Origin of the sequence: Arthrobacter sp. FW306-04-A, from assembly GCF_044358315.1 — a bacterium.
Taxonomy (GTDB): domain Bacteria; phylum Actinomycetota; class Actinomycetes; order Actinomycetales; family Micrococcaceae; genus Arthrobacter.
Genome location: NZ_CP084559.1, coordinates 3,067,371 through 3,091,246 on the forward strand (window position 1 = coordinate 3,067,371; position 23,876 = coordinate 3,091,246).

The window sequence follows — 23,876 nt, forward strand, 5'->3', positions numbered from 1 at the left end:
TCAATGACTGACACTGTTTGGGCGCCGGACGGCAGCAATTTGGTGGTTCACGCGGACAACGCGGATTTCCTCCCGACGCTGCCGGACGGCGCCTTCACACTGATTTACGTGGACCCGCCCTTCAATACGGGCCGCGTCCAGAGCCGCCAGGAAACGCGCATGGTGCGCAACGCCGACGGCGACGGCGACCGCGTCGGCTTCAAGGGCCGCTCCTACGACACCATAAAAGGCGCCCTGCACAGCTACGACGACGCCTTCAGCGACTACTGGTCCTTCCTGGAACCCCGGCTCGTGGAGGCCTGGCGCCTGCTCGCCGAGGACGGCACCTTGTACCTGCATCTGGATTACCGCGAGGTGCACTACGCCAAGGTCATGCTGGACTCGATCTTCGGCCGGGAATGTTTCTTGAACGAGATCATCTGGGCCTACGACTACGGCGCCCGCGCCAAGAACCGCTGGCCCACCAAGCACGACAACATCCTCGTCTACGTGAAGAACCCCGCCAAGTACCATTTCGATAGCGCCGAGGTGGACCGCGAGCCGTACATGGCACCCGGCCTCGTGACGCCGGCCAAGCGGGAACTGGGGAAACTCCCCACGGACGTGTGGTGGCACACCATAGTTTCGCCCACTGGCAAGGAAAAGACCGGCTATCCAACACAAAAGCCGGAAGGCCTGGTCCGGCGGATCGTCACCGCATCCAGCCGACCGGGAGACTGGTGCTTGGACTTTTTCGCCGGGTCCGGCACGCTCGGATCCGTCGCGGCGAAGCTCGAGCGCAAGTTCGTGTGCGTGGACCAGAACGCCCCGGCTATCGACGTGATGCGTAAGCGTCTGGACGGCAAGGCCACTTTCTACCCCAACTAGCGGACCACGGAACTTCCTGTGCCGAGTTCCTCGATGCGGGCCAAGACCTCCGGGGACGTGAGGTTCTCCCCGAACAGATTGGGTTTGCCGGTTCCGTGGTAGTCGGAAGATCCGGTCATGAACAATCCGTTCTCGGCAGCCAGGCGCCGCAGGAACACGCGGCCCTCCTCGGGGTTGTCGCGGTGCTCCACTTCCAGCCCTTGGAGCCCGGCGTCGATCATTTCCCGGTAAGTCCGTTCCCCCACCACCCGGCCGCGGGCCGAGGCGACCGGATGGGCGAAGACCGGCACGCCACCCGCAGCACGGACGAGCTCGACGGCGAGGGCCGGGTCCGGCGCGTAGTGCTGCACGAAGTAGCGCGAGTGCGAGGTCAGGATCGCGGTAAATGCCTCGGAGCGGTCAGCTACGGCACCGGCTGCCACAAGCGCGTCGGCGATGTGTGGACGGCCCACGGTCGCGCCAGGAGCCACATGGTGGATGACGTCGTCCCAGCTCAAGGGATAGTCCTCGGCGAGGAGCGTGACCATGCGCTTCGCTCGGGTGAGCCTCGCATCCTTTGCCTTGGTGATTTCTTCGAGCAGGCCGGGATGTTCCGGATCATGGAGATAACTGAGCAGATGAACGCTGATCCCCTCCCGGGTGCGGCAGGATATCTCCATCCCCGGCACGAAGGCCACGCCGAATTCCAGGGCGGCAACGGAAGCCTGGTCCCAGCCATCGGTGGAGTCGTGGTCTGTCAGGGCCACCACATCCAGACCTGCAGCAGACGCGGAAGCGATCACTCCCGCGGGAGCCTCGGTCCCGTCGGAAACATTGGAGTGCGCGTGCAGGTCGATCTTCACTTTCCCAGCCTATTTGATCAGGGGCGGCTTGGACCGTTGCGGCGTTGGCCTAGTGTCGGCCTTGATGGGACGATGGGACGGTGAACGATGCAGATAACACCCAAAACGGTGAAACCACAGCCTCCCAACCCTTGGAGGAGCGCGTCAACAACCGCTCCCAGCGGCCCACATCCGATGCCTTCAAGGCGTTCATGGCCAGCAATTGGGCGCCCGCCCCGCAGGTGACCCCTGCGCGCGACGCCGTTGCAGACCACGCCGCCACGCGTCGTCGGGCCATCTCCGACAAGTTCGCCGGTGTGCGCCTCGTCGTACCGGCGGGTCCTCTCAAGGTCCGTTCGAACGATTGCGACTACCGCTTCCGCCCCCACTCCGGCTTTGCCCACCTCACGGGCTTGGGCCTGGACCACGAGCCCGATGCCGTGCTGGTCCTGGAACCTGTCGAGGAAGGAACCGGCGACGACGGCGGCAACCACCTCACGACGCTCTACTTCCGTCCGCTGGCGGGCCGGGACACGGAACAGTTCTACGCGGACTCGCGTTCCGGTGAGTTCTGGATCGGTGCCCGTCCCACGCTCGCCGAATTCGAAGCGCGCCTCGGACTCAAGACCGCTCATATCGACGAACTCGAGATGGCCATCACCAAGAACGTCGGCGCCGCGGAAATCGGCGGCATCTCCATCCGCCTGGTCCGCAAGGTGGACGAGAACATCGACGCCCTCGTAGACACCGCCCGCTACAACACGGCCAAGGATCCGGAGAACCTGGACCTGAGCGAACTCGACGCCCTGGACGAACTGCTCAGCGAGGCCCTCTCCGAGCTTCGCCTTCTCAAGGACCCCTGGGAAGTCGAGCAGATGAAGATCGCCGTCGCGGCTACGGTCGAGGGTTTCGCTGACGTCGTCCGCGCCCTCCCCCGCGCCATGACCCACCACCGGGGCGAACGCGTCGTCGAGGGCGCGTTCTTCGCCCGTGCGCGCGAGGAAGGCAACGAACTCGGCTACGACACCATCGCGGCCGCCGGAAACAACGCCACGGTGTTGCATTGGACCCGGAACACGGGCAAGGTTAACGCCGGGGAGCTCCTGCTCCTGGATGCTGGCGTGGAGGCGGATTCGCTCTACACAGCGGACGTAACCCGCACCATTCCGGCTAACGGAAAGTTCTCGGATGTTCAACGCAAGGTCTACGAGGCCGTGCTTGACGCTGCCGACGCCGGATTCGCCGCGGCCCAGCCGGGCGTGAAGTTCCGCGACATCCACACCGCCGCCACGACGGTCCTTGCCGAGCGCCTTGCCGAGTGGGGGCTGCTGCCGGTTTCGGTGGAGGAAGCCATCAAGCCCGAAGGCCAGCAGCACCGCCGCTGGATGCCGCACGGCACCAGCCACCACTTGGGACTTGACGTCCACGACTGCGCGCAGGCCAAGCGCGATCTCTACCTGGACGGTGTTCTCACCGAGGGCATGGTGTTCACCATCGAACCCGGGCTCTACTTCAAGAACGAGGACCTCGCCATTCCTGAGGAATACCGTGGAATCGGCGTCCGGATCGAAGACGACATCCTGATGACCGCCGATGGTCCCGTCAACCTCAGCGCCGCCCTTCCCCGCAAGGCGGACGACGTCGAGACCTGGATGGCGGGCATTTACCAAGACGCCGAAGCGTAATTAGTCAGGCAAACGCAAAAAGGAGGGCTACCGGATACTGATCCGGTAGCCCTCCTTTGCTTGGGCGGCTTAATTACTGCTTGGCCGCGTCTTCGCCGTCAGCTTCGTGCTGCTGGCCGTCTCCGGCGCCGTTCACTCGGACGCCGTACTGTGGCCGGCCGTCCGGAAGGTCCGGGTAGCGCACGCCGGCGGTGGGCCGTGCCTCCTGGACTGGAACATCCGCGGCCGGCTGGGCAGCCTCGCCGGTTGTTCCGTGTTCGGCCTCGGGTCCGCGCTGGCCGTACTCGGGTCCGCGCTGGCCGTAGGGGTCCTGCCAGGAAGCTGGCCGTTCGGGGGCCGGGACCTCCGGGCCTGGCTGGACCGGCGGGTTCCGGTAGTCCTGAGGCGTGTAGGCCTGAGGCGGCCGGCCAAACGCCGCCTCGGAGGGATTCATCGGCAATTGGTGAAGGAGTCGGCGCGCTTCCTGCGATGCTTCCAACGCGACAATGACGTCATAATTCGTCGCCACCACCTGGCTGGTGGACGTGAAATCCCGCTTTCCGCGCTGGGCGGCATAAGTGACGATCCCAAAGAGCATGAAGAATGCGGCACCCATGAGAACTGATGTCACAATCGAGAACGGGCCCCCGGCCGGGGTGAAGAACGAAAGCATGACCCCCACGAACAGACCGAACCACATGCCGCTCAGGGCACCTGACAGTGCGACTCGCGGGTAGCTGAGCCGTCCCGTCACCCGCTCCACCATTTTGAGGTCGTTTCCCACAATGGAGACATGCTGGACCGGGAACTGCTGGTCGGCCAGATAATCAACCGCCTTCTGGGCATCAAGATAGGAGGTGTAGGAGCCAACGGTGTCGCCCTTGGGGACGCTGCGGGATTCCTCCGTGGCCTTTGGGGTACCGAAAATGTTCGCCATAGCCCTATTCTGTCCCATTCACATGTGCAGCGGCTGAAATTCAGCTAAAAGAGAGCAGACTCGGTAGCCTGTAGGTGTGAGCACAAATCCTTCACGCGTCTTTGTTGCGCGCCTGCTCGGACTCGATGTCTTCGACCCCCTGGGGGATCGTTTGGGCCGGCTGCGCGATGTCGTTGTGCTCTCGCGCGGCTTGCGCGGGGCCCCGCATGCAGTGGGCATCGTCGTCGAAGTTCCGGGCAAGAAGCGCGTCTTCGTTCCGATGACCCGGCTGACGTCCATGGACCAGAGCCAAATCATTTGCACCGGCCTGGTCAACCTGCGCCGCTTCCAGCAACGCGGTGCAGAGCAACTGGTGGTCGGCGAGCTCTTTGACCGCAAGGTGACGCTCAAGGACGGCAGCGGCGACGCCATCATCGAAGACATCGCCATGGACCAGCAACGCAACGGAGACTGGCTGGTCTCCAAACTCTTCATTCGCCGCGGCACGTCTACCTCCAGGCTTCGGGGGTTGCGTCGCGGCCACACGCTGCTCGTGGACTGGTCGGACACGCTGCAGGGCTCCGAGAACGATCCCCAGGGTGCCAGTCACTTCGTTGCCACCCACGAGGACCTCAAACCCGCGGACTTTGCCGACGCACTCCAGGAGATGTCGGACAAGCGCCGGATCGAAGTGGCCAGCGAACTCCAGGACGAACGCCTCGCCGATGTGCTCCAAGAGTTGCCGGAAGAAGACCAGGTGACGCTCCTTTCAGCCTTGGACAACGAACGGGCAGCCGATGTGCTGGAAGAAATGGACCCGGACGACGCCGCGGACCTGCTGGCCGACCTCCCTTCCGCGAAGGCCGAGGAACTGCTTCTTCTGATGGAGCCCGACGAAGCGGACGACGTCCGCAGGCTCCTGCAGTATGACGAAGACACTGCCGGTGGCCTGATGACCCCAGTGCCCGTGATTCTGCCCCCGGAAGCTACGGTCGCTGAAGCGCTTGCGCATGTGCGCAGCGAGGAACTCTCCCCCGCCCTGGCCTCGGCCATCTTTATTTGCCGCCCGCCGTTGGAGACACCCACGGGACGATTCCTTGGCGTGGTGCATATCCAGCAATTGCTCCGCAGCGCACCGCCCGAACAGCTGGGCAGCATCGTGGACAAGAACCTCGAACCGGTTTCCGATCACGCCAGCGTCAGCGAGGTCAGCCACACCATGGCCTCCTACAACCTCAACTCCCTCCCGGTCGTCAACAGCGCCGGTCGCCTAGTGGGGGCGGTGACTGTTGATGACCTCTTAGACCATTTGCTCCCGGACGACTGGCGAACCCACGAAGACGGAGCCCCGATCAGGAAACTAGGAGGCCGAATTGGCTGAGAAGCCCATCAGCGGAGGGCTGGACACCCCGCTCGAGCTGCGTTCCCGTATGCTACCGAATTTCGGCAATGATCCCGATGCTTTCGGCCGATTCGCCGAGCGCTTCGCCCGTTACATGGGTACAGCGAATTTCCTTTTCTATATGACGATCTTCGTGATCGTCTGGATCGCGTTCAATGTTGTTGGGTTGTTCGGATTCCAATGGGATCCCTACCCGTTCATCCTCCTCAATCTTTTCTTCTCGACGCAGGCCTCCTACGCCGCTCCCCTGATCCTGTTGGCGCAGAACCGCCAGGACGACAGGGACCGCGTGACCATCGAGCAGGACCGCGCCCGTGACGAGCGCAATCTTGCTGACACGGAATACCTGACCCGTGAGGTCGCGGCTCTTCGCATCGTCCTGCGCGAGGTCGCCACCAGGGACTACGTGCGTGCCGAACTCCGGTCACTGCTGTCGGATCTGCTCGAAGCGCAGGAAGAGATGGGCACGAACAATGCCAGTGGCTCAAACAATGGCGAGAAAGCCAAGGACAAAGCCAAGGACAAGCGCGACAAACAGCGCAATCCCCGTACGCAGCAGATCCCGAAAATCCATCCTGCGCATTCCAGCGCCAGCCAACCCGAATCCGGACTATCGACGGTCGGGACCTCGCCGAGGCCAGGTTCCCCCACCCAGCCTGAAAGCTGAACATCCACTCCATGAGCACACCATCCGTCGAGGCCCTTAACGCTGCCTTGGCAACCGTCATCGATCCCGAACTCCGCCGTCCCATCACTGAGCTGGGGATGCTGGATTCGGTGGAAGCCGGCGCGGACGGAACCGTCCGGGTTGCGGTGCTGCTGACCATCGCCGGTTGTCCCCTGCGTGAGACCATCACGGCCGACGCCACAGCGGCCCTCACGCAGGTTCCGGGAGTTACCGGGGTCGAAGTCGAGCTCAAGGTCATGACGCAGGAACAACGCGACGCGCTCAAGGAGCAGCTGCGCGGCGCCGGCGGCAAACGCGGAATCCCGTTCAACGAGCCGGGCTCGCTGACCAAGGTCTTTGCCGTTGCCAGCGGCAAGGGGGGCGTGGGAAAGTCCTCGGTGACTGTCAACCTTGCGTGCGCCCTCGCAGCGCAGGGGCTGCGCGTAGGAATCGTCGACGCCGATGTCCACGGTTTCTCCGTCCCGGCACTCATGGGAATCACGCAGCAGCCCACCCGTGTGGACGACATGATCCTCCCGCCGGTGGCCTACGGCGTGAAGGTGATTTCCATTGGGATGTTTGTTTCGGGAAACAAAGCAGTAGCCTGGCGTGGCCCCATGTTGCACCGTGCGTTGGAGCAATTCCTCACGGACGTCTATTTCGGCGACCTGGATGTCCTGTTCCTGGATCTGCCGCCCGGCACCGGCGACATCGCCATCTCAGTGGCGCAGCTGCTTCCCAACGCCGAAATCCTCGTGGTGACCACCCCGCAAGCCGCGGCAGCGGATGTTGCCGAGAGGGCCGGCACAATCGCAACGCAGACCGGCCAAAAACTTGCCGGCGTCGTAGAAAACATGTCATTCCTGGAGATGCCCGACGGCGGCAGGATGGAATTGTTCGGCAGCGGCGGCGGGCGGGTGCTGGCTGAACGGCTGAGCACTGCCGTCGGCACCGACGTGCCGCTGCTGGGACAGATCCCCTTGGACATCCGTTTGCGCGAAGGCGGTGACGCGGGCCGTCCCGTCGTGTTGGCGGCTCCGGAGACGCCCGCGGCACAGGCGCTCCAAAACATCGCGGGCCAGCTCAACGCCAAGCCGCGCGGTCTGGCCGGAATGTCGCTCGGCATCCAGCCAAAATAGCTTTAGGTGGCTTCGGAGTCGAAGGGTGCCTTTTCACCGACGGGAAGCCGTTCAATAACCCGTTCAGGGGCCTCGGCCGCTGTTTCCACGGCAACGGCAGCGACAGGCGCACCTGCGCTCACCGGCTTCGTGTCGTCGTCGAGCAGTGCTTCCTTGATGATCCGGCGCGGATCGTATTGACGGGGGTCGTATTTCTTCCAGTCGACTTCATCGATGTCGATGCCGACTTCTTCTTTGATCTGCTCACGAGCACCGGACGCCATTCGCCGCAGTTCCTTGACCAGATTCGCCAGCTTCCGGGTGTATTCGGGCAAACGGCTGGGACCGATCACGATTACGCCGATGATCAGCAGGATCAGAAACTCCGGGCCATTGATTCCAAACACGTATCGAAGATTACCTTGTCCGTCAGCCTGCTCAGAAACCCGCAAGGGCTGCCAGGGCGCCGAGTCCCCGCTGCAGCCGTTCATTCCATGTGTTTGAGGTGCTCGCGGCCGGAAAAGCAGCCACCGAATCGGCTGCTTTCACAAGCTCAGGAACGGTCCCCGCAGCCTGATCGGCAGGCATGTCGGAGGAATAGCGCAGCACGGCCGCCGGCGAGGAGTAGACGGCTTGCCACGGGGCTCCCGGAGTGATGGACATCTGGGTCCCGGACGTGCCGCCGCCCTCCAGGTGCTCCTCAACCAAGGTCGCGTGATGGTCGCCGTTGCTGAGATGCAGTTCCACTGCAGGGTGCCCGTCCTGCATCATGGCCCGGGCAGAAACCACGTGGTATCCCATGCTTGCCAGCTCGGGGCAAGCCCAGCCGTCTTTCCGCAGTTCCGACAACTGTTGCGCGCTCAGGCTGACGGTTCCAGCCACCGTCACGGGCAGGCTGAACTGTGAACCCGTCACCGGGAGTTGCTGTCCAGCGTTTCCGGCCATCGTCGAACTGACCAGGGTCCGGACTTCCTGTTCTCCGCGGTTCGACGCCTGCGGCGCAACGTCGCCGCCAAGCGCGTAGGCTGCGACCGCCAGGATTCCGGCGCTGACGGCGAGTCCGCCCGCCGTAAGGCCGACAACCCGGATGCCGTTCCACACGCTTCGCTGCGGTGTCAGGCCGTGAGGGGACTCGGACTGCGCCAAGCGTTGGGTGTGTTCGATCAGTCGGTTCGTGAAATCCTGGCTGGCCTCGGGGACCGCGGCGCGGCGGAGGCGTTCCAGGTACTGGCGTTCCCGGAGCACCGCGGTTTGGCACTCAGAGCATTCCCGCAGGTGGCCCGGGGCACGGCTGTGCCGGAGGTTTCCCCGGTTCAAGCCACCGCGCCGTCCGTTCAGCAGACCCATCGGCGACTAAAGGAGACCGGCGATGCGCGGAATCTTGAGCCGCGGCTTGCGGGCTTGGACCGGACGCGGATCCCGGTGGGCCAGCTTTTCGCGAAGCATGGTCCGGCCGCGGTGAATGCGGGACCTGACGGTCCCCAGCTTCACGCCAAGAGCTTCGGCAACTTCGTCGTAAGAGAGACCTTCGAGATCGCAAAGCACGACGGCGGCACGAAAGTCGGGCGGGAGTTCTTCCAAGGCGCGCTGGACGTCCAAGTCCAGGTTGTTCAACTCGAAGCTCTGCTCAGGTCCGGGTTCATGCCCGGGCAGGCGGGATTCGGCGTCTTCGGCCAGCGCATCGAAGCGGATGCGGCTCTTCCGGCGGGCCTGGTCGAGGAAGAGGTTAGTGGTAATGCGGTGCAGCCAGCCGTCGAGTGTGCCTGGCTTGAAGTTTTCGAGCGAACGGAAGACCCGGACGAAGACTTCCTGGGTGAGGTCCTCGGCGTCGAACTTGTTTCCCGTCAGCCGATAGGCAAGGCGGAAGACCTTGGCCGAGTGGTTTTCCACCACTTCTTCCCAACTGGGTCTGACCCACTCTTCCGCGGGCGGAGCCGTGCCGGTGGAACCCAGGACTGCTGCCGTTGTCTGGACTGGCGCAGCATTTGATGCCCGCATCGTCCGCTCCCCTCAAACTGTTTGTCATCCTGCCTGTCACTCAGGAGTTCGGTGCCGACCGCCACTTGGATGGCCGGATATATATCATCCCAGTGTTGTCTGAAAGTTTGCTGATCACGGGCATGCTTTTCCCGCAGAGCGAACATCGTGCGGAGGACACCGGGAAGACACAGAATTGCGGGCCGCAGGCGTCCGGGCTGGGCGACCCATAGACAGTAGTCTGGAAGCAATACCCCTCTGCCTGGAAAGCGAACCCCCATGAGTGCCGACAAGTCAACCAGCTGGTCCTATGCAGAAGATCTGCCTGCCGAGGACGACGTGTTGCTTCGCGCCCGTGAACGCTCCTTCGAGCTGGGAGTTACTCCCGTCAGCCCCGGGGTTGGCGCCGTCCTGACCGTCCTGGCTGCGGCGTCGAAGGCCCAGACCGTTGTGGAGGTTGGATCCGGGGCGGGCGTCTCCGGGGTATGCCTTCTGCGCGGCCTCAGCCCACAGGCTGTCCTGACCACGATCGACGTCGACGTCGAACACCTAAAAGCCGCCCGAGAGGCCTTCTTGGAATCCGGCAGCCCGGCGAACCGCACCCGGACCATCTCCGGCCGTGCAGCCGACGTCTTGCCACGCCTCACCGATTCCGCGTACGACCTCGTGTTCATCGATGCTGACAAACCGAACTTCCCTGGCTACGTTGAGCAAGCCATCAGGTTGTTGAAGTCGGGCGGAACGCTGGTCATCAATGACGCCCTGGACAAGGACAGGGTTTCGAACCCGGCCGCCAGGGACAGCACCACCGTGGTGCTGCGCCAGATCGGCAAAGCCATCCGCGACGACGAGCGTCTCTCCTCGGCGATGCTTCCCACAGGCGATGGCTTGCTGGTAGCGGTCAAGAAGTAGCCGGCCGGGCGATTCATGAACCCGCCCGCGTCCGCCTTAAACATGAAAGCAGGGCGCCGGCTCTTCCGCCGGGCCCTGCCCATTGAATCTATTCGGTAACGCCTACGAGGCATTCCTTGAGGTTCGCCGCTTCTGCTGCGTTGAGCTCGACCACAAGCCGTCCTCCGCCTTCGAGCGGCACACGCATGATCAGGCTGCGGCCCTCTTTGGTTACTTCCATAGGGCCGTCGCCAGTACGTGGTTTCATAGCCGCCATTAGGAAAATCCCCTCCAGTTGTCCCAAATCCCGCCAACCCGGCCGGGCTGGCTCGCGTGGAATGTACGGCGTCGACAGTCATGGCAGTTCAGTCGTCGTCGCCGAGCACCCGAGGGTGCTTTTTGTCCTTGCTTGTGTCCATTATCTCGTAATTACCCGTCCGTAGCTAATTGATGGACTTTTCCCGGCGGGCCGTGATCCCCCTTGTACAGGCCAAAGGACGCTCGGCATCACGGGGGATAGTCACCACCACCCGGCAGCGGCGCCCACGCCCACAGCCAGACAATCCAGACGATCTGGAGCAGCACAAACATGACCACCACCGTGCCGCGGTAAGCCTTCGAGCGAGACAACCAGGCTGCGCTGAGCGCCAGGGGGAACAGAGGGAGGAGCATCCGGAAGGTACTCGTCTGAGGGTGCAGGAAGACCAGAAGATAACCCATGTAGCACGTGCACCACAGCCGCAGTTCGGTGCCCAAAGCCCGGACGGGCTTGCTGAACATGAGCAGGGCAAAGAGCCCCACGAACACAAACGGCGCCAGCGTACCGAGGACTGGCCCGAAGAGCATTTGGCCGGTGTCGAACCAAGGTTTGAACGGAACAAGCTCGTCCCCGCGCCACACGGTTTCGGTCTTGGTGTAGGCCAGTGGGTCCCCCGTTACTGCCCAGGCAATGGCCGGCCACGCCAGGGCCCCTGCCGCGCTGACCACCACAAGCGCTCCAAGGGATGCGAGTTCCCGGAGCGTGGGAGCCGACAGGGCAGTGTCAAGAGACCCGGCGGCGGGAGCCATCGGCGCCGTGGCTGGCCCTGGGCTGCGCCGAAACCTTTTCCAGAGGTGGTGGAGCAGGAGCAGCCCCGCCATGGCCGCGAAGGGCACGCCTGTGGGCCGCGACAGGCACATGAGCAGAACCACGGGCGTGGCTGCGAGGTACTTGCGGCGCACCACAAGCAGAAGCGACCCAGCCAGCAGCAGGATATTGAGGGATTCCGCGTAGGGGACCTGCAGGACTGGCGAGACGGGGAAGGTCGAGAAGAAGACCACCGCCCAAAGCGCCGTGCGGCGCCCGGTGTAGCGCTGGAACAATTTGTAGACGACCACGGCCGCCCCAAGCCCGGCTGCCATGGCAAGGGCAGTCAACGCCGGCAGGGTCGCCAATCCCGTGAGGGCGCCGAGTGCCCTGCCGAGGTAGGGAAACAGGGCATAGAACGCCCACGAGTTTTCGGCGACATTCCCGCTCGCATTCAGCGGCAGAACCGAGGGATAGCCGTTGTTCGCGGCTTCTGCGTACCAACGCCCATCCCAGATTGTGATGAAGTTCCAGTAGTCGGGCGCGGGCGGGAACCACGGATTGACGCCTTGCTGCAATGCAGCAGCCATGAATATACAAGCGCTCACAAGTCTCGCGGCGATGTAGACGAGGGTGATCTGGACCCACCAGGGCCAACTCGCACCGTGGGCTGCGACGCGGCCCAGCCGTCCGGCCAGGCACCCCTTCGGGGACCGCGTTTCGAGCGACTGGGTCACGCTTTCGGGTCTTCCGGGTTCCCGGCTGCTTCAAGGGCCCGCTTCAGCCGTTCGATTTCCGTCTCCTGGGCGGTCAACTGATCCCTCAGCTCATCGAGCACCTCATCCACTTGGTCCATCCGATAGCCCCGCAGGCCGAGCGCAAAACGCACGCGGTCGACGTCGGACGCCTTGGCTCCGGCAGGGAGCAGCACCGGCGGCAGGTTCGGCACGGGTTCATCCAAACCGGCACCGGCGTTGCGGCTGGACCGGGCCATTCCAGTGCCGAGGAATAACACCGCGCCGACCACGGCGATCGCGAGAAAGACCAGAAAGAAGCTCACAGCAACCATCGTGCCAGACTCACCTGAGAGCTGACTGCTGGCAACGTTACTCCGGGCGCTGATCGCCGTTGGTTGAGGGTGGCCGCGGGACACCGTGCAGGACACGGTGGACGGCGTCCGCGGGATCGTCCACGAGTTGGATGAGGTCCAGGTCCTTCGCGGAGACCATGCCTTCGGCCACCAAAGTCCCCTTGATCCATTCGATCATGGGGCTCCAGAAGTCGACTCCCAGCAGAACGATGGGGAACGAAGTCACTTTGCGGGTCTGTACCAAAACCATGGCTTCAAACAATTCGTCCAGGGTTCCCAGACCGCCCGGCAAGACGATGAACCCTTGCGCGTACTTGACGAACATGGTCTTGCGGGCAAAGAAGTACCTGAAGTTGATGCCGAGGTCCACCCAGCGGTTCAGGCCCTGTTCAAAGGGCAGTTCGATGCCCAAGCCAACCGAAACCCCGTTGCCTTCCACGGCACCCCGGTTGGCGGCTTCCATGGATCCCGGGCCTCCGCCTGTGATGACGGCGACGCCGGCTTCGGCAAGGTGACGGCCGACCTGCACGCCCATATCGTAATAGCCCGTGCCCGGCTTGGTGCGGGCGGAGCCGAAGACGCTGACGGCCGGCCCAAGCTCCGCGAGGGCACCGAAGCCTTCAACGAACTCGCTCTGGATGCGCAGTACCCGCCACGGGTCCGTATGAATGAAGTGGTCGGCTCCCCGTGTGTCCAGGAGCCGCTGGTCCGACATCGGCATAGCGGCCTGTTTGCGCCGAAGCTCCAAAGGGCCTTTGTGCTTGGCTGGCGGTTCTGCGGCAACGGCGGCTGACGCTGCCGATCCGTTGCTCATCGCTTTGCCATTAGCGTCTGGACTCGGATCCTGGGGCTGGCTGGTACTCATTGACATAGGCTAGCGCGGATGCGGGCCGCTGCTGTCCCGGTGTAGCCCTGTTGATTTAGGTGTTGCCCAGGGAATTGCACCATTTGCTGTCCGCAACCTGCGAGTCAGGTATCTGTTGAATCACGATCTGCGGAAGTTAATGTGAGCTGTCTCATCTTGGGTCATTTCTTCGCTAGATTCGTCCTATGACTATTCAAGCCTCCAGCGATGCCCTTGTCTCCCTGAATGGCGTCAACAAGCACTATGGTCAACTGCACGTCCTCAAGGACATCAACCTCCAGGTCAAAAAAGGTGAGGTTGTCGTTGTGATCGGGCCATCGGGTTCAGGCAAGTCGACGCTGTGCCGAGCCATCAACCGGTTGGAGACCATCGACACCGGCGAGATCTCGATCGACGGCAAGAAGCTTCCGGCGGAAGGCAAAGAACTTGCGGTCCTCCGTGCCGACGTCGGGATGGTCTTCCAGTCCTTCAACCTGTTTGCCCACAAGACGATTCTCGAAAACGTCACGCTGGGGCCGATCAAGGTCAAGAAACTGGACAAGGCAACCGCGGACAAGGACGCCATGGCGTTGTTGGAACGGGTCGGCGTCGGGCAACAAGCACCCAAGATGCCCGCACAGCTCTCCGGTGGCCAGCAGCAGCGCGTGGCAATTGCCCGGGCGCTGGCCATGAAGCCGAAGGTCATGCTGTTCGACGAGCCGACCTCCGCTTTGGACCCGGAAATGATCAACGAAGTCCTGGACGTCATGGTCCAGCTCGCGAAGGAAGGCATGACCATGATCGTGGTCACCCACGAGATGGGCTTTGCCCGCAAGGCAGCAGACCGCGTGGTCTTCATGGCAGACGGCCAGATCGTGGAGGACGCCAAACCCGAGGAGTTCTTCACCAATCCCCAGAGCAACCGCGCCAAGGATTTCCTCTCCAAACTCCTGACCCACTAGAACGCACTGCACCCGGGCCGCAGGGGCGGCCGCACAATGAAAGGAACGTCAATGAAGGCTTTTATTACCCGGAGGAAATCTCTCCTGGTCGCCGCAAGTGCAGCGCTCGCACTTTCCCTGACCGCATGTGGCGGCGGCGGAGGCGGCACCACCGCACCAAGCAGCGAGTCCGCGCCTTTCACGGTGGCTCAGAACGTGTCAATTTCGGGCAGCCCCACGTTCGACACGATCAAGGCGAGCGGAAAAGTCAGGATCGGCGTCAAACAGGACCAGCCCGGCCTCGGCTTCAAGGATGCCGCAACCGGCGAGTACAGCGGTTTTGATATTCAGGTTGCCCAGTGGATTGCCGCATCCCTTGGTTTCTCCAAGGACAAGATCGAATACAAGCCAATCCCTTCGGCCAACCGCGAGTCGGCGATAACCAACGGCGACATCGACTACTACGTCGGGACTTACTCCATCACCGACAAGCGCAAGCAGCTGATTGACTTCGCAGGACCCTACTTCGTAACCGGCCAGGGCCTCCTCGTCAAGAAGAGCAACACCTCAATCAACAGTGAGAAGGACCTGTCCGGAAAGAACGTCTGTTCGGCGACGGGCTCAACCCCCATCCAGAACATCAAGGCAAACTTCCCGGGTACCAAGACCACCGAATTCGACACCTACTCACAGTGTGTCGAGGCCCTCAAGAGTGGCCAGGTTGACGCCGTCACTACCGACCAGGCAATCCTGATCGGCTACGCCTCGCAGGACACCGACAACCTCAAGGTGGTTGGCCAGCCTTTCACCGTTGAGAAGTACGGTGTGGGCGTGAAGAAGGGCGACACCGCTCTTCGCAAGTTCGTGAACAAAATGTTCACCGATGGCGGCTCCGTGTGGCAGAAGATCTATGACTCCACCCTGGGACAGTCCGGCACCAAGGTCACCCAGCCCGCAGTGGACAACTACTAAACCCATGTTGAGGGGGCGGCGAATGGCCGCCCCCTCAAATATCGGCCGAAAGCGACCATTCTGTGAATACGCTGCTGAATAACTCGGACCTGTTCATCACAGGGTTCCGGAACACCCTCATACTTTTCTTCATCTCTGGGTTCTTTGCCCTGATCCTGGGCACCGTGGTGGCAACACTGCGTGTTTCCCCCATCCCGGCGATGCGGGCTGCTGCCACGTTGTACATCAACGTCGTGCGCAACACCCCACTGACTTTGGTCTTGTTTTTCTTCGCCCTTGGCTACCCGAAGCTCGGGCTCGTGGAAATTGATTTCATGACCGCTGCAACCATCGGCCTGAGCCTGTACACCGCTACTTACGTGGCGGAAGCCGTACGCTCCGGCATTAATACCGTGCCCGTGGGCCAGGCCGAAGCCGCCCGCGCAATCGGCCTACCGTTCACGCAAACCCTGACGCTGGTAATCCTCCCCCAGGCATTCCGCGCCGTGATCCCGCCCATGTTCAGCGTTTTCATTGCGTTGCTCAAGAACACCACCGTCGCTGCAGGCTTCTCGGTCTTCGAGGCGGGGGCCATTCGATCAAACCTGTCCGAGCGCGGCGAACCAGCCATGGCCGGGCTCCTCTGGATCGCCCTGGTCTTTGTTCTACTCGTTTTCATCCTTTCCTTCGCGCAGCGAAAGCTTGAAAAGAAATGGAAGGTGGCCCGATGAGCTCAGTCCTCTTTGACGCCCCGGGGCCAAAAGCCCGCGCACGCTACCGCATTCTGGGTGTCGTGACTGCTTTGGTCATCATCGCCATCGTCGGATTCGTTGTACTCCGCTTCGCCCAGAGCGGGCAGTTCGACGCGAAGAAGTGGCAGTTGTTCACCTTCCCGTTGGTGCAGCAGACCATCATCCAGTCGGTGGGGGCAACGCTTTCGGCTTTTGCCACAGCTGCCGTCTTCAGCCTGGTCCTGGGTGTTTTCCTGGCCTTTGGCAGGCTCTCCGACCGCAAGTGGATCAGCTTGCCCTGCTATGGGTTCACGGAACTCTTCCGGGCCATTCCGTTGCTGATCCTGATGATGATCTTTTACTACGGACTTCCTCCGCTCGGGGTCCAGGGGATCACGCCCTTCACGGCAGTCGTTTCAGGCCTGGTGCTCTACAACGGATCGGTTCTGGCTGAAGTCTTCCGTGCCGGCATCGAATCGCTCCCCCGCGGACAAAGCGAGGCGGGCTATGCCATCGGTTTGCCCAAGAGCGCGGTGATGACGAACATCCTTCTGCCCCAGGCGGTCCGTTCGATGCTCCCGGTGATCATTTCCCAGCTCGTGGTCATTCTTAAGGACACCGCGTTGGGCTTCATCGTGACTTACAACGAGATCCTCTTCCAGGCCAAGTACTTCGGAAGCCAAGCCCAATACGGTTCACCTATCATTCCATCCGCGATCATCGCTGGTGTGCTGTACGTGGGTATGTGCTTGATCCTGGCTGGAATCGCCAAGTGGCTTGAAGGACGAATGCGCCGCAATGTCAAAGTGGTGAAGGTCACCAAGTCCGAAATTGTGGCAATCGAGGGCTAATAGCAGAGCCGTGGCCGCCTTGATCGGTAGGCAAAACATGGAGGGTCCGCAAGCAACAGCTTGCGGACCCTCCATGTTTCTTGTGGGAGTCAGTCAGCCAGCCACGACCGCAGTGCGCGGAGGCACTCACGGATGGCGTCGGCATCGACGTGTTCGTTGTCCTTATGGGCTAGCAAAGGATCGCCCGGGCCGAAGTTGACGGCGGGGACGCCGAGCTCGCTGAAGCGCGCGACGTCGGTCCAACCGTATTTGGGTTTGGGCTCCGCGCCGACGGCCGCAACGAAGGACGCGGCGGCCGGGTGGTTGAGGCCGGGCCGCGCTCCAGCGGCGGCATCGGTACGGACAACGTCAAAGCCCTCCAACAGTTCGCGGACATGGGCTTCTGCCTGGTCGGGGGTCTTGTCCGGTGCGAAGCGGTAGTTGATCTCCACCACGCAGCGATCCGGGATCACATTGCCCGCGGTACCGCCATTGATCTTCACGGCGTTGAGGCTTTCCCGGTAGTCCAGACCGTCCACGTTGACCGTTCGCGGTTCGTACGCCGCCAAACGGCTCAGGATGGGTGCGGCAGCGTGGATGGCATTGCTGCCCATCCACGCCCGGGCCGAATGGGCCGCCTCCCCCACGGCGGTGGCTTCGAAGCGGCTGGTGCCGTTGCAACCACCTTCCACCGTGCCGTCGGTGGGTTCAAGCAGGATCGCGAAGTCACCCTCCAGGAGATGGCCGTGGTTCCGGACCAATCGGCCCAAGCCGCTCTTGACCGCTTCCACTTCCTCATGGTCATAGAAGACGAACGTTACATCCTTGCCCGGCTCGGCACCGCCGTCGAACATGGTCGCGGCGAGAGCAAGCTGCACGGCGACTCCACCCTTCATGTCCGTGGCCCCGCGTCCATACAGGATTCCGGTACCAGGGACGCCGGACTCCCAGGTGGAGGGCACGGTGCCGAGTGAACCTTCCACGGTGGGCAACGGCACGGTATCAAGGTGGCCGGCCAGGATCACCCGCTCCGGGCGTCCCAGTTCGGTTCGGGCAATGATGGCGTCGCCGTCGCGCACTAGCTGCAGGCCGGGGATCGCGCGGAGGGCGGATTCGACGGCGTCTGCCAGCGCGGATTCGTTGCCGGACACGCTGTTGATGTCCATGAGCGCGGCAGTCAGCAACGCGACGTCTCGCCGGATGTCAAGAAGAATCGGAGTAGTTTCGACGGTCACTTGTCCACTGTATCCCGAGCGAATTGCGACCCCTTCGGTCCACACACGGTTTCAAGGGAACCAGTGGCTCTCGATAGACTAGCGCCATGACTGAAACCGCTGCCTCTGCCGCGCTCGATAGCGCTTCCGCAAACCACCGTTCAGCCTTTGGCTTTGGCCTGGCCACCATCGCCACCTCCGACGCCGGAGAAGCGACAGTGCTGGACGTATGGTTTCCGGCACCGGCCTTGGGCGTAGCGGCTGAATCCCTGCGTGCCGTGGAGCACGCAGACGAATCACTGACAGCGCTTGCAGCCGAAAGCCACGACGCCGATCGCGGGACCGAACAGAAGGTGGTCTTCGCCCAGATCAACCTCGACGAAGCCCCGGCGGACACCGTTGACGCCTACCTGCGCCTGCACTTGCTTTCGCACCGCTTGGTCAAGCCCAACAGCATCAATCTGGACGGCATCTTCGGCAAGCTCCCCAACGTTGTATGGACAAACTTCGGCCCCGCCGCCGTGAACGGCTTTGAATTGACCCGTGCCCGCCTGCGCAAGCGCGGCGCAGTCACGGTATACGGAGTGGACAAGTTCCCCCGCATGGTGGACTACGTCATTCCCACCGGTGTCAGGATCGCCGACGCCGACCGCGTCCGCCTGGGGGCGTACCTCTCCGAAGGCACCACGGTCATGCACGAGGGTTTCGTGAACTTCAACGCCGGCACGCTCGGCACCTCGATGGTGGAAGGCCGCATCTCGGCAGGCGTTGTTGCCGGCGACGGCACCGATGTCGGGGGCGGCGCCTCCATCATGGGGACTCTCTCCGGTGGCGGCAAAGAAAAGATCTCGCTGGGAGAGCGCGTGCTCCTGGGCGCCAACTCCGGCGTGGGCATCAGCATCGGCGACGACTCCGTGGTTGAAGCCGGCCTCTATGTCACGGCCGGAACCCGCGTGCGCATCCCCGGCCCGAAGGACGCCAACGGCGAGGACACCAGCAGCATCATCAAGGCTGTGGAGCTCTCCGGCGTGCCGAACCTGCTGTTCCGCCGCAACTCCACCACCGGCGAAGTGGAGGTCCTCCCCCGCAAGGGCCAGACGGTGGAACTCAATGAAGCCCTCCACGCAAACTAGCTGATACCTGGATGCGCCGTCTCCGACGCACCGTCATCTTGTTGCTGGCCCTAGCCCTGGTGGCTGGCGCCTTCTATGCCGTGGTGACTGTACTGCAGCGCTCCGAAACCTTGGTTACGGAGCGCTGCATCGCCGTCGTCGGCCCAGATTCATACGAGTTGGCGACCGATCAAGCGGCGAATGCCGCCCTCATCACGGCCATCTCCGTGCAGCGAGGGCTGCCTCCCAGAGCTGCCACCATTGCCGTCGCAGCGGCCATGCAGGAGTCCAAGCTTCGCAACATCGGCCATGGCGACGAGGTCGGCCCGGATTCGAAGGGCCTCTTCCAGCAGCGTCCGTCCCAGGGCTGGGGCACCGAGGCCCAGGTCATGGACCCTGTGTACGCGACAAACGCTTTCTATGACCACTTGGTGAAGATACCCGGCTACGAAACCATGGCTATCACCGAGGCAGCTCAGGCGGTCCAGCATTCCGCCTACCCCCAGGCCTACGCGCAGCAGGAAGCGATGGGCCGAGCCTACGCGTCGGCGCTGACCGGACATTCCGAAAGGGCCCTGGACTGCACGCTCCGAGCCGCGGACACCGCCGGTGATCCGAGTGCTGTTGTCGAGGCCATGACAACGGAGTTCGGCTCCCTGCCGGCCGTGGCCCAGGGCCGCACGGTCCAGCTGAACATTACTGGTCCGCAGGCGTGGGCCGTGGCTCAGTGGGCGGTGGCAAATGCCAAAGCCCTCTCGGTGACGCAGGTGGATGTCGCGGGAGCCACCTGGAACAGGCAGGACCGCAAAGGCTGGCAGGATTCTGCAACGCCGGGACCCATGACCATCACGGTTTCCGCTCCGAAAACATAGTCCAAGGGCTGGGTGGCGGCTGGCGACGTCGCCCCGCGTCAGACCAGGAGTTCCACCACCGGCTGGACGTAGCTGCGGAAAACCTCCGGCTCGGACAAAAGCCTGTGACTCATGATCATCTTGTCCGGTTCCAGATACCACGCCCTTGGCTCGTTGAGGGGCAATTCGATGATTGTCAGCTGGAAGTCCCGTGAGCTCCGGCCGACTTCCAGCAAGCGGTCCTCCACCATGTCCCCCAGGAGCAACGTGGCGCCGCTCGCTTCGCGTTCGGCCTCAAGCTTTTCGTACTCTTCAAGACGTTCACCCGCCCAGCTCAGGGCAGCACCGAAGTGGGCCTGCAGCACCCGGCGGAGGGCAGGCGAGTTGCCGAATGCGTTGAACCCCGGGGGAGAAAGCTCCGGCGCGGCATCCGGATATGCCCTCAGCAACTGCTCCCACCAGGCCTCCCATTCCGTCTTGAGTGCCTGCACACCGCCTACTTCGGCCGTGAGGTGCGTGTGATCCGCGTGTCTGACTTTGGGTGTGGCGTGGGACAGCGTCGGCGTCCCGGCTCCGTCCAGTCCAGCAACGTCTCTCAGATACAAGGCAATGAGCATCGGTCCGGAGGTGTCCATTGTGATCCGCCACCCCTGACCGCCTGTGTCATGCATCCGATTGCCTCCCTTGGCAGGTGCCCACTCAGGGTTCCAGTCTATTCCCGATGAGCCTTGACGTTAACGGTTGGACGGGAGACAACAAGGGAGTCCAGATGTGCGCCCAGGACGTCCCGGCAGACCTCGAACGTCATCCACTCGGGCTGCAACAGGGCATGCATGCACAGTCCGTCCAGAGTGGCCAGGAGGCGCTCGGCCTCCGTCACCAGACGTTCCTGGCCGGTCCCGGCGTCGGTCATCAAGCGCATTACCAAACGCCCGACGACGGCGGCCACGGCCCGGTGGCTTCGTGCAGCTTCTTCCTCGAGTACGGGCCTGATCCGGGCCGCGTGGCGAAACGCCATCCACACGCAAGCGTCCACGGCCAACTCCTCGTCAAGCGGCAGGAATTGACCCAGCAGGGTTAACACGGCATCGTCGTGGTCCGCCGAGGCTTGGTCCAGGGATTCGACGACGGCGAACGCCTCCTCGAGCCGTGTGGCGATCCTGTCGATGACCACAGCGAAGGAATGGACCAATAGTTCATCGCTGCTGGCAAAGTAGTGGCGGACGGAACCAACGGCGAGGCCTGCCTCATCAGCGACCTCCCGCAAGGAGGCACGTTCCAGGCCATCAGACGCGATGATCCTGAAGACCGCTTCGACTACTTCCTGGCGCCGGGCTTCGGCATCAACAATCTTGGGCACAGATCTTTTTAGCACAAATGTGCTTGAACCGTGCCGTTCGGCACACGGGAAATGCGGGACTGTGGCCTACGCAACACTCAGCGAGCACGCATCAATTTCGGCTAGCGTTGCTTGCATGAGAATTCTTGTCACGGGTGGCACCGGCTACATCGGATCACACACCGTCCTGTCCCTGTTGGAAACCGGACACGAAGTAGTCGTGGTGGACAACCTCGTGAACTCAAGCGAAGAATCCCTGCGCCGCGTTGGTGAACTTGCGGGCAAGACTGCAGCGTTCCATCAGGTGGATCTCGTGGATAAGGCCGCGCTTGAGTCGGTGTTCGATCAGCACAGCATCGATGCGGTGATCCACTTCGCCGGCCTCAAAGCTGTCGGCGAATCCGTCCAAGAGCCCCTGAACTACTACTACAACAACATCGTGGGCACGCTGAACCTGCTCCGGGCCATGGACAAGCATGGGGTCCGCTCCATCGTCTTCAGTTCCTCGGCAACCGTGTACGGGGAACACAACCCCATTCCCTACGTTGAAAAGATGGAAATCGGGGCCAACAACCCCTACGGCCGCACCAAGGAGCAGATCGAGGACGTCCTCACGGACCTCGGCGCCGCGGACGAGCGCTGGCACATCGCCCTGCTGCGCTACTTCAACCCAGTGGGCGCACACCCTTCAGGCAGGATCGGCGAGGACCCGCAGGGCATCCCGAACAACCTGGTTCCGTATATCGCCCAGGTGGCGGTCGGCCGCCGCGAAAAGCTCATGGTCTTCGGTGGAGACTACGACACCCCGGACGGTACCTGCCTGCGGGACTACATCCACGTCGTCGACCTTGCGGAGGGCCACGTAGCGGCGCTGGACTACGTTGCCGAGCGCCCTGGCGTGCACCGCTGGAACCTTGGCTCCGGGAAAGGCACCTCCGTGCTGGAGATGCTCCACGCCTTCGAACAGGCCGTGGGCCACCCGCTGCCGTACGAGATCACGGGACGCCGCGCCGGAGACCTGCCAGCGTTCTGGGCCGATGCTTCCTCGGCCTTGGCGGACCTCAGCTGGTCCACGACGAAGACCGTGGACCAGATGTGCGAGGACCACTGGCGCTGGCAGAAGGACAACCCCCTCGGATACCGCTCCTAGAGCAACGCGGGTCACTTACGGCAACGCGGGGTCACTTACGGCCCATGATGTCCTCAGGGACGGGCTGTAAGTGACCCCGCGTTGGGTTAGAACTAGACCGCGGGGTAGTTGCGCTCCGGTTCCCCTGTGTAGAGCTGCCGCGGACGGCCGATCTTTGTCTGGGGGTCGTTGATCATTTCGCGCCACTGGGCGATCCAGCCGGGGAGGCGGCCGATCGCGAACAGGACGGTGAACATCTTCTCCGGGAAGCCCATGGCCTTGTAGATGAGGCCTGTGTAGAAGTCCACGTTCGGGTAGAGCTTGCGCTGGATGAAGTAATCGTCGGCCAGGGCCTTCTCTTCAAGGCGCATGGCTATGTCCAGGAGTTCGTCGTTGCCGCCGAGCTTGCCCAGGATCTCGTGTGCCGTCGCCTTGATGATCTTCGCGCGGGGGTCGTAGTTCTTGTAGACCCGGTGCCCGAAGCCCATCAGGCGGACGCCGTCTTCCTTGTTCTTGACCTTCTCCATGTAGTCCTCGGGCTTGACGCCATCGGCCTGGATCTGGCGCAGCATCTTCAGTACGGCCTCGTTGGCGCCGCCGTGTGCGGGACCGAAGAGGGCGTTGATGCCTGCGGAAACGGAAGCAAACAGGTTCGCGTTCGAGGAGCCCACCAGGCGGACGGTCGACGTCGAGCAGTTTTGCTCGTGGTCTGCGTGCAGGATGAGCAGGAGGTCGAGCGCCTTGACGACGACGGGATCCAGCTCGTACTGCTCTGCCGGCAGCCCAAAGCTCAAGCGCAGGAAGTTCTCCACGAGGTTCATGGAGTTGTCCGGGTACAGCATGGGCTGGCCGATGGACTTCTTGTGGGCGTAGGCCGCGATGACCGGGAGCTTCGCCATGAGGCGGATGGTGGAAACTTCCACATGCTCCGGGTTGAACGGGTCCAAGGAGTCCTGGTAGAACGTGGACAGCGCGGAGACAGCCGAGGACAAGACAGGCATCGGGTGTGCGTCACGCGGGAAACCGCCGAAGAAGCCCTTGAGCTCTTCGTGGAGCAGCGTGTGGTGGCGGATGCGCTGGTCAAAGGCATCCAACTCGGTAGGCGTGGGCAGGTTGCCGTAGATCAGCAGGTAGGAAACTTCCAGGAAGCTGGAGTGCTGGGCAAGCTGCTCGATCGGGTAGCCGCGGTAGCGCAGGATACCGGCGTCGCCATCGATGTAGGTGATTGCCGACGTGGTGGCGGCGGTATTCATGAAGCCGGGGTCATAGGCGACGGCGCCCGTCTGCTTCAGCAGCTTGGAAACGTCGTATCCTTCGTTCCCTTCTACAACCTTGATCCGTGGGAGCTCGAGCTCTCCGCCGGCATGGCGCAGGGTAGCGCTGGTGGTCTCAGTCATGGAGTCCCCTTCATGAGGCTCTTGGCCTCGGTCGAAAGCTTGATCCAACCAACATCTG

The 23,876-nt window shown here is 62.8% G+C and carries 26 protein-coding genes; 13 read left to right on the forward strand and 13 right to left on the reverse strand.

The annotated features are described in order from the left end of the window. Positions 1-3: 3 nt before the first annotated feature. Positions 4-867 (forward strand): DNA-methyltransferase, encoded by an 864-nt coding sequence (locus LFT43_RS14070; RefSeq protein ID WP_395797743.1) that lies wholly within the window; start codon positions 4-6, stop codon positions 865-867. Here LFT43_RS14070 and LFT43_RS14075 read toward each other — a convergent pair. Next, positions 864-1,709 carry a PHP domain-containing protein gene (locus LFT43_RS14075; protein ID WP_268021077.1) on the reverse strand — a complete coding sequence of 282 codons (846 nt, stop codon included), beginning with the start codon at positions 1,707-1,709 and terminating at the stop codon, positions 864-866. The genes LFT43_RS14070 and LFT43_RS14075 overlap by 4 nt on opposite strands. A gap of 80 nt (positions 1,710-1,789) precedes the next feature. On the opposite strand from LFT43_RS14075, the gene LFT43_RS14080 reads away from it, so the two are divergent. Next, a complete protein-coding gene (locus tag LFT43_RS14080) occupies positions 1,790-3,373 on the forward strand; it encodes an aminopeptidase P family protein (RefSeq protein WP_395797745.1) in 1,584 nt (527 codons plus the stop codon). 73 nt (positions 3,374-3,446) lie between these two features. Here the strand turns inward: LFT43_RS14080 and LFT43_RS14085 are convergent, their stop codons facing one another. Beyond that, complete coding sequence (locus tag LFT43_RS14085; protein ID WP_395797747.1) at positions 3,447-4,289, reverse strand: general stress protein; 843 nt, start codon at positions 4,287-4,289, stop codon at positions 3,447-3,449. A gap of 76 nt (positions 4,290-4,365) precedes the next feature. Here LFT43_RS14085 and LFT43_RS14090 point away from each other — a divergent pair, with 76 nt between their 5' ends. Genes LFT43_RS14090 through LFT43_RS14100 form a run of 3 tightly spaced genes read left to right on the forward strand, consistent with a single transcriptional unit; the run spans position 4,366 to position 7,476 of the window. Next, positions 4,366-5,649 (forward strand): magnesium transporter MgtE N-terminal domain-containing protein, encoded by a 1,284-nt coding sequence (locus LFT43_RS14090; RefSeq protein ID WP_268021074.1) that lies wholly within the window; start codon positions 4,366-4,368, stop codon positions 5,647-5,649. Positions 5,650-5,698: 49 nt separating this feature from the next. Continuing rightward, complete coding sequence (locus LFT43_RS14095) at positions 5,699-6,337, forward strand: DUF1003 domain-containing protein (RefSeq protein ID WP_395803096.1); 639 nt, start codon at positions 5,699-5,701, stop codon at positions 6,335-6,337. 11 nt (positions 6,338-6,348) lie between these two features. Then, positions 6,349-7,476, forward strand: a complete 1,128-nt coding sequence (locus tag LFT43_RS14100; protein WP_395797749.1) for an Mrp/NBP35 family ATP-binding protein — start codon at positions 6,349-6,351, stop codon at positions 7,474-7,476. A gap of 2 nt (positions 7,477-7,478) precedes the next feature. Here LFT43_RS14100 and LFT43_RS14105 read toward each other — a convergent pair whose 3' ends face one another. From LFT43_RS14105 to sigE, 3 genes are read right to left on the reverse strand one after another with little or no spacing between them, the layout of a single operon-like run. Further along, positions 7,479-7,862 (reverse strand): twin-arginine translocase TatA/TatE family subunit, encoded by a 384-nt coding sequence (locus LFT43_RS14105; protein ID WP_395797751.1) that lies wholly within the window; start codon positions 7,860-7,862, stop codon positions 7,479-7,481. Between the two features lie 31 nt (positions 7,863-7,893). Then, a complete protein-coding gene (locus LFT43_RS14110) occupies positions 7,894-8,802 on the reverse strand; it encodes a hypothetical protein (protein WP_395797753.1) in 909 nt (302 codons plus the stop codon). 6 nt (positions 8,803-8,808) lie between these two features. Next, complete coding sequence (sigE, locus tag LFT43_RS14115; RefSeq protein WP_395797755.1) at positions 8,809-9,453, reverse strand: RNA polymerase sigma factor SigE; 645 nt, start codon at positions 9,451-9,453, stop codon at positions 8,809-8,811. A gap of 258 nt (positions 9,454-9,711) precedes the next feature. Between sigE and LFT43_RS14120 the strand changes: the two genes are divergently transcribed. After that, positions 9,712-10,344 (forward strand): O-methyltransferase, encoded by a 633-nt coding sequence (locus LFT43_RS14120; RefSeq protein ID WP_234757059.1) that lies wholly within the window; start codon positions 9,712-9,714, stop codon positions 10,342-10,344. 88 nt (positions 10,345-10,432) lie between these two features. On the opposite strand, the gene LFT43_RS14125 is transcribed toward LFT43_RS14120, so the two are convergent. From LFT43_RS14125 to LFT43_RS14140, 4 genes are all read right to left on the reverse strand, one after another. Continuing rightward, positions 10,433-10,600: a DUF3117 domain-containing protein gene (locus tag LFT43_RS14125; RefSeq protein ID WP_009357720.1), complete on the reverse strand. Its 168-nt coding sequence runs from the start codon at positions 10,598-10,600 to the stop codon at positions 10,433-10,435. A 230-nt stretch (positions 10,601-10,830) separates the two neighbouring features. Then, the gene (locus LFT43_RS14130) at positions 10,831-12,087 is read right to left on the reverse strand and encodes a hypothetical protein (protein WP_395803098.1); all 1,257 of its coding nucleotides are present in this window, start codon (positions 12,085-12,087) and stop codon (positions 10,831-10,833) included. A gap of 35 nt (positions 12,088-12,122) precedes the next feature. Continuing rightward, positions 12,123-12,458 carry a DivIVA domain-containing protein gene (locus tag LFT43_RS14135; protein ID WP_395797759.1) on the reverse strand — a complete coding sequence of 112 codons (336 nt, stop codon included), beginning with the start codon at positions 12,456-12,458 and terminating at the stop codon, positions 12,123-12,125. Between the two features lie 37 nt (positions 12,459-12,495). After that, complete coding sequence (locus tag LFT43_RS14140; RefSeq protein ID WP_395803100.1) at positions 12,496-13,293, reverse strand: TIGR00730 family Rossman fold protein; 798 nt, start codon at positions 13,291-13,293, stop codon at positions 12,496-12,498. A gap of 236 nt (positions 13,294-13,529) precedes the next feature. Between LFT43_RS14140 and LFT43_RS14145 the strand changes: the two genes are divergently transcribed. From LFT43_RS14145 to LFT43_RS14160, 4 genes are all read left to right on the forward strand, one after another. Then, positions 13,530-14,285, forward strand: a complete 756-nt coding sequence (locus LFT43_RS14145) for an amino acid ABC transporter ATP-binding protein (RefSeq protein ID WP_395797761.1) — start codon at positions 13,530-13,532, stop codon at positions 14,283-14,285. Between the two features lie 51 nt (positions 14,286-14,336). Beyond that, on the forward strand, positions 14,337-15,236 hold the full coding sequence (locus tag LFT43_RS14150) for a glutamate ABC transporter substrate-binding protein (RefSeq protein ID WP_395797763.1): 900 nt from the start codon (positions 14,337-14,339) through the stop codon (positions 15,234-15,236). 62 nt (positions 15,237-15,298) lie between these two features. Next, the gene (locus LFT43_RS14155; RefSeq protein ID WP_395797765.1) at positions 15,299-15,946 is read left to right on the forward strand and encodes an amino acid ABC transporter permease; all 648 of its coding nucleotides are present in this window, start codon (positions 15,299-15,301) and stop codon (positions 15,944-15,946) included. After that, positions 15,943-16,797 (forward strand): amino acid ABC transporter permease, encoded by an 855-nt coding sequence (locus LFT43_RS14160; RefSeq protein ID WP_265977026.1) that lies wholly within the window; start codon positions 15,943-15,945, stop codon positions 16,795-16,797. The genes LFT43_RS14155 and LFT43_RS14160 overlap by 4 nt, the downstream gene beginning before the upstream one ends. An 89-nt stretch (positions 16,798-16,886) precedes the next feature. Here the strand turns inward: LFT43_RS14160 and dapE are convergent, their stop codons facing one another. Continuing rightward, on the reverse strand, positions 16,887-18,011 hold the full coding sequence (dapE, locus tag LFT43_RS14165; protein WP_395797767.1) for a succinyl-diaminopimelate desuccinylase: 1,125 nt from the start codon (positions 18,009-18,011) through the stop codon (positions 16,887-16,889). Between the two features lie 86 nt (positions 18,012-18,097). Here dapE and dapD point away from each other — a divergent pair, with 86 nt between their 5' ends. Together dapD and LFT43_RS14175 are read left to right on the forward strand one after the other, a co-directional pair. Continuing rightward, complete coding sequence (gene dapD / locus LFT43_RS14170) at positions 18,098-19,123, forward strand: 2,3,4,5-tetrahydropyridine-2,6-dicarboxylate N-succinyltransferase (protein ID WP_395797769.1); 1,026 nt, start codon at positions 18,098-18,100, stop codon at positions 19,121-19,123. Between the two features lie 11 nt (positions 19,124-19,134). Continuing rightward, the gene (locus tag LFT43_RS14175; protein ID WP_395797771.1) at positions 19,135-19,974 is read left to right on the forward strand and encodes a hypothetical protein; all 840 of its coding nucleotides are present in this window, start codon (positions 19,135-19,137) and stop codon (positions 19,972-19,974) included. 38 nt (positions 19,975-20,012) lie between these two features. Here the strand turns inward: LFT43_RS14175 and LFT43_RS14180 are convergent, their stop codons facing one another. Further along, positions 20,013-20,624, reverse strand: coding sequence for a hypothetical protein (locus LFT43_RS14180; protein WP_395797773.1), 612 nt, complete (start codon positions 20,622-20,624; stop codon positions 20,013-20,015). A 41-nt stretch (positions 20,625-20,665) separates the two neighbouring features. Next, positions 20,666-21,313 (reverse strand): TetR/AcrR family transcriptional regulator, encoded by a 648-nt coding sequence (locus LFT43_RS14185; RefSeq protein ID WP_395797775.1) that lies wholly within the window; start codon positions 21,311-21,313, stop codon positions 20,666-20,668. 115 nt (positions 21,314-21,428) lie between these two features. Here LFT43_RS14185 and galE point away from each other — a divergent pair, with 115 nt between their 5' ends. Next, positions 21,429-22,442, forward strand: a complete 1,014-nt coding sequence (gene galE, locus LFT43_RS14190) for a UDP-glucose 4-epimerase GalE (protein WP_395797777.1) — start codon at positions 21,429-21,431, stop codon at positions 22,440-22,442. Between the two features lie 92 nt (positions 22,443-22,534). On the opposite strand, the gene LFT43_RS14195 is transcribed toward galE, so the two are convergent. Next, the gene (locus tag LFT43_RS14195; RefSeq protein WP_268021057.1) at positions 22,535-23,818 is read right to left on the reverse strand and encodes a citrate synthase; all 1,284 of its coding nucleotides are present in this window, start codon (positions 23,816-23,818) and stop codon (positions 22,535-22,537) included. Positions 23,819-23,876 lie beyond the last annotated feature (58 nt).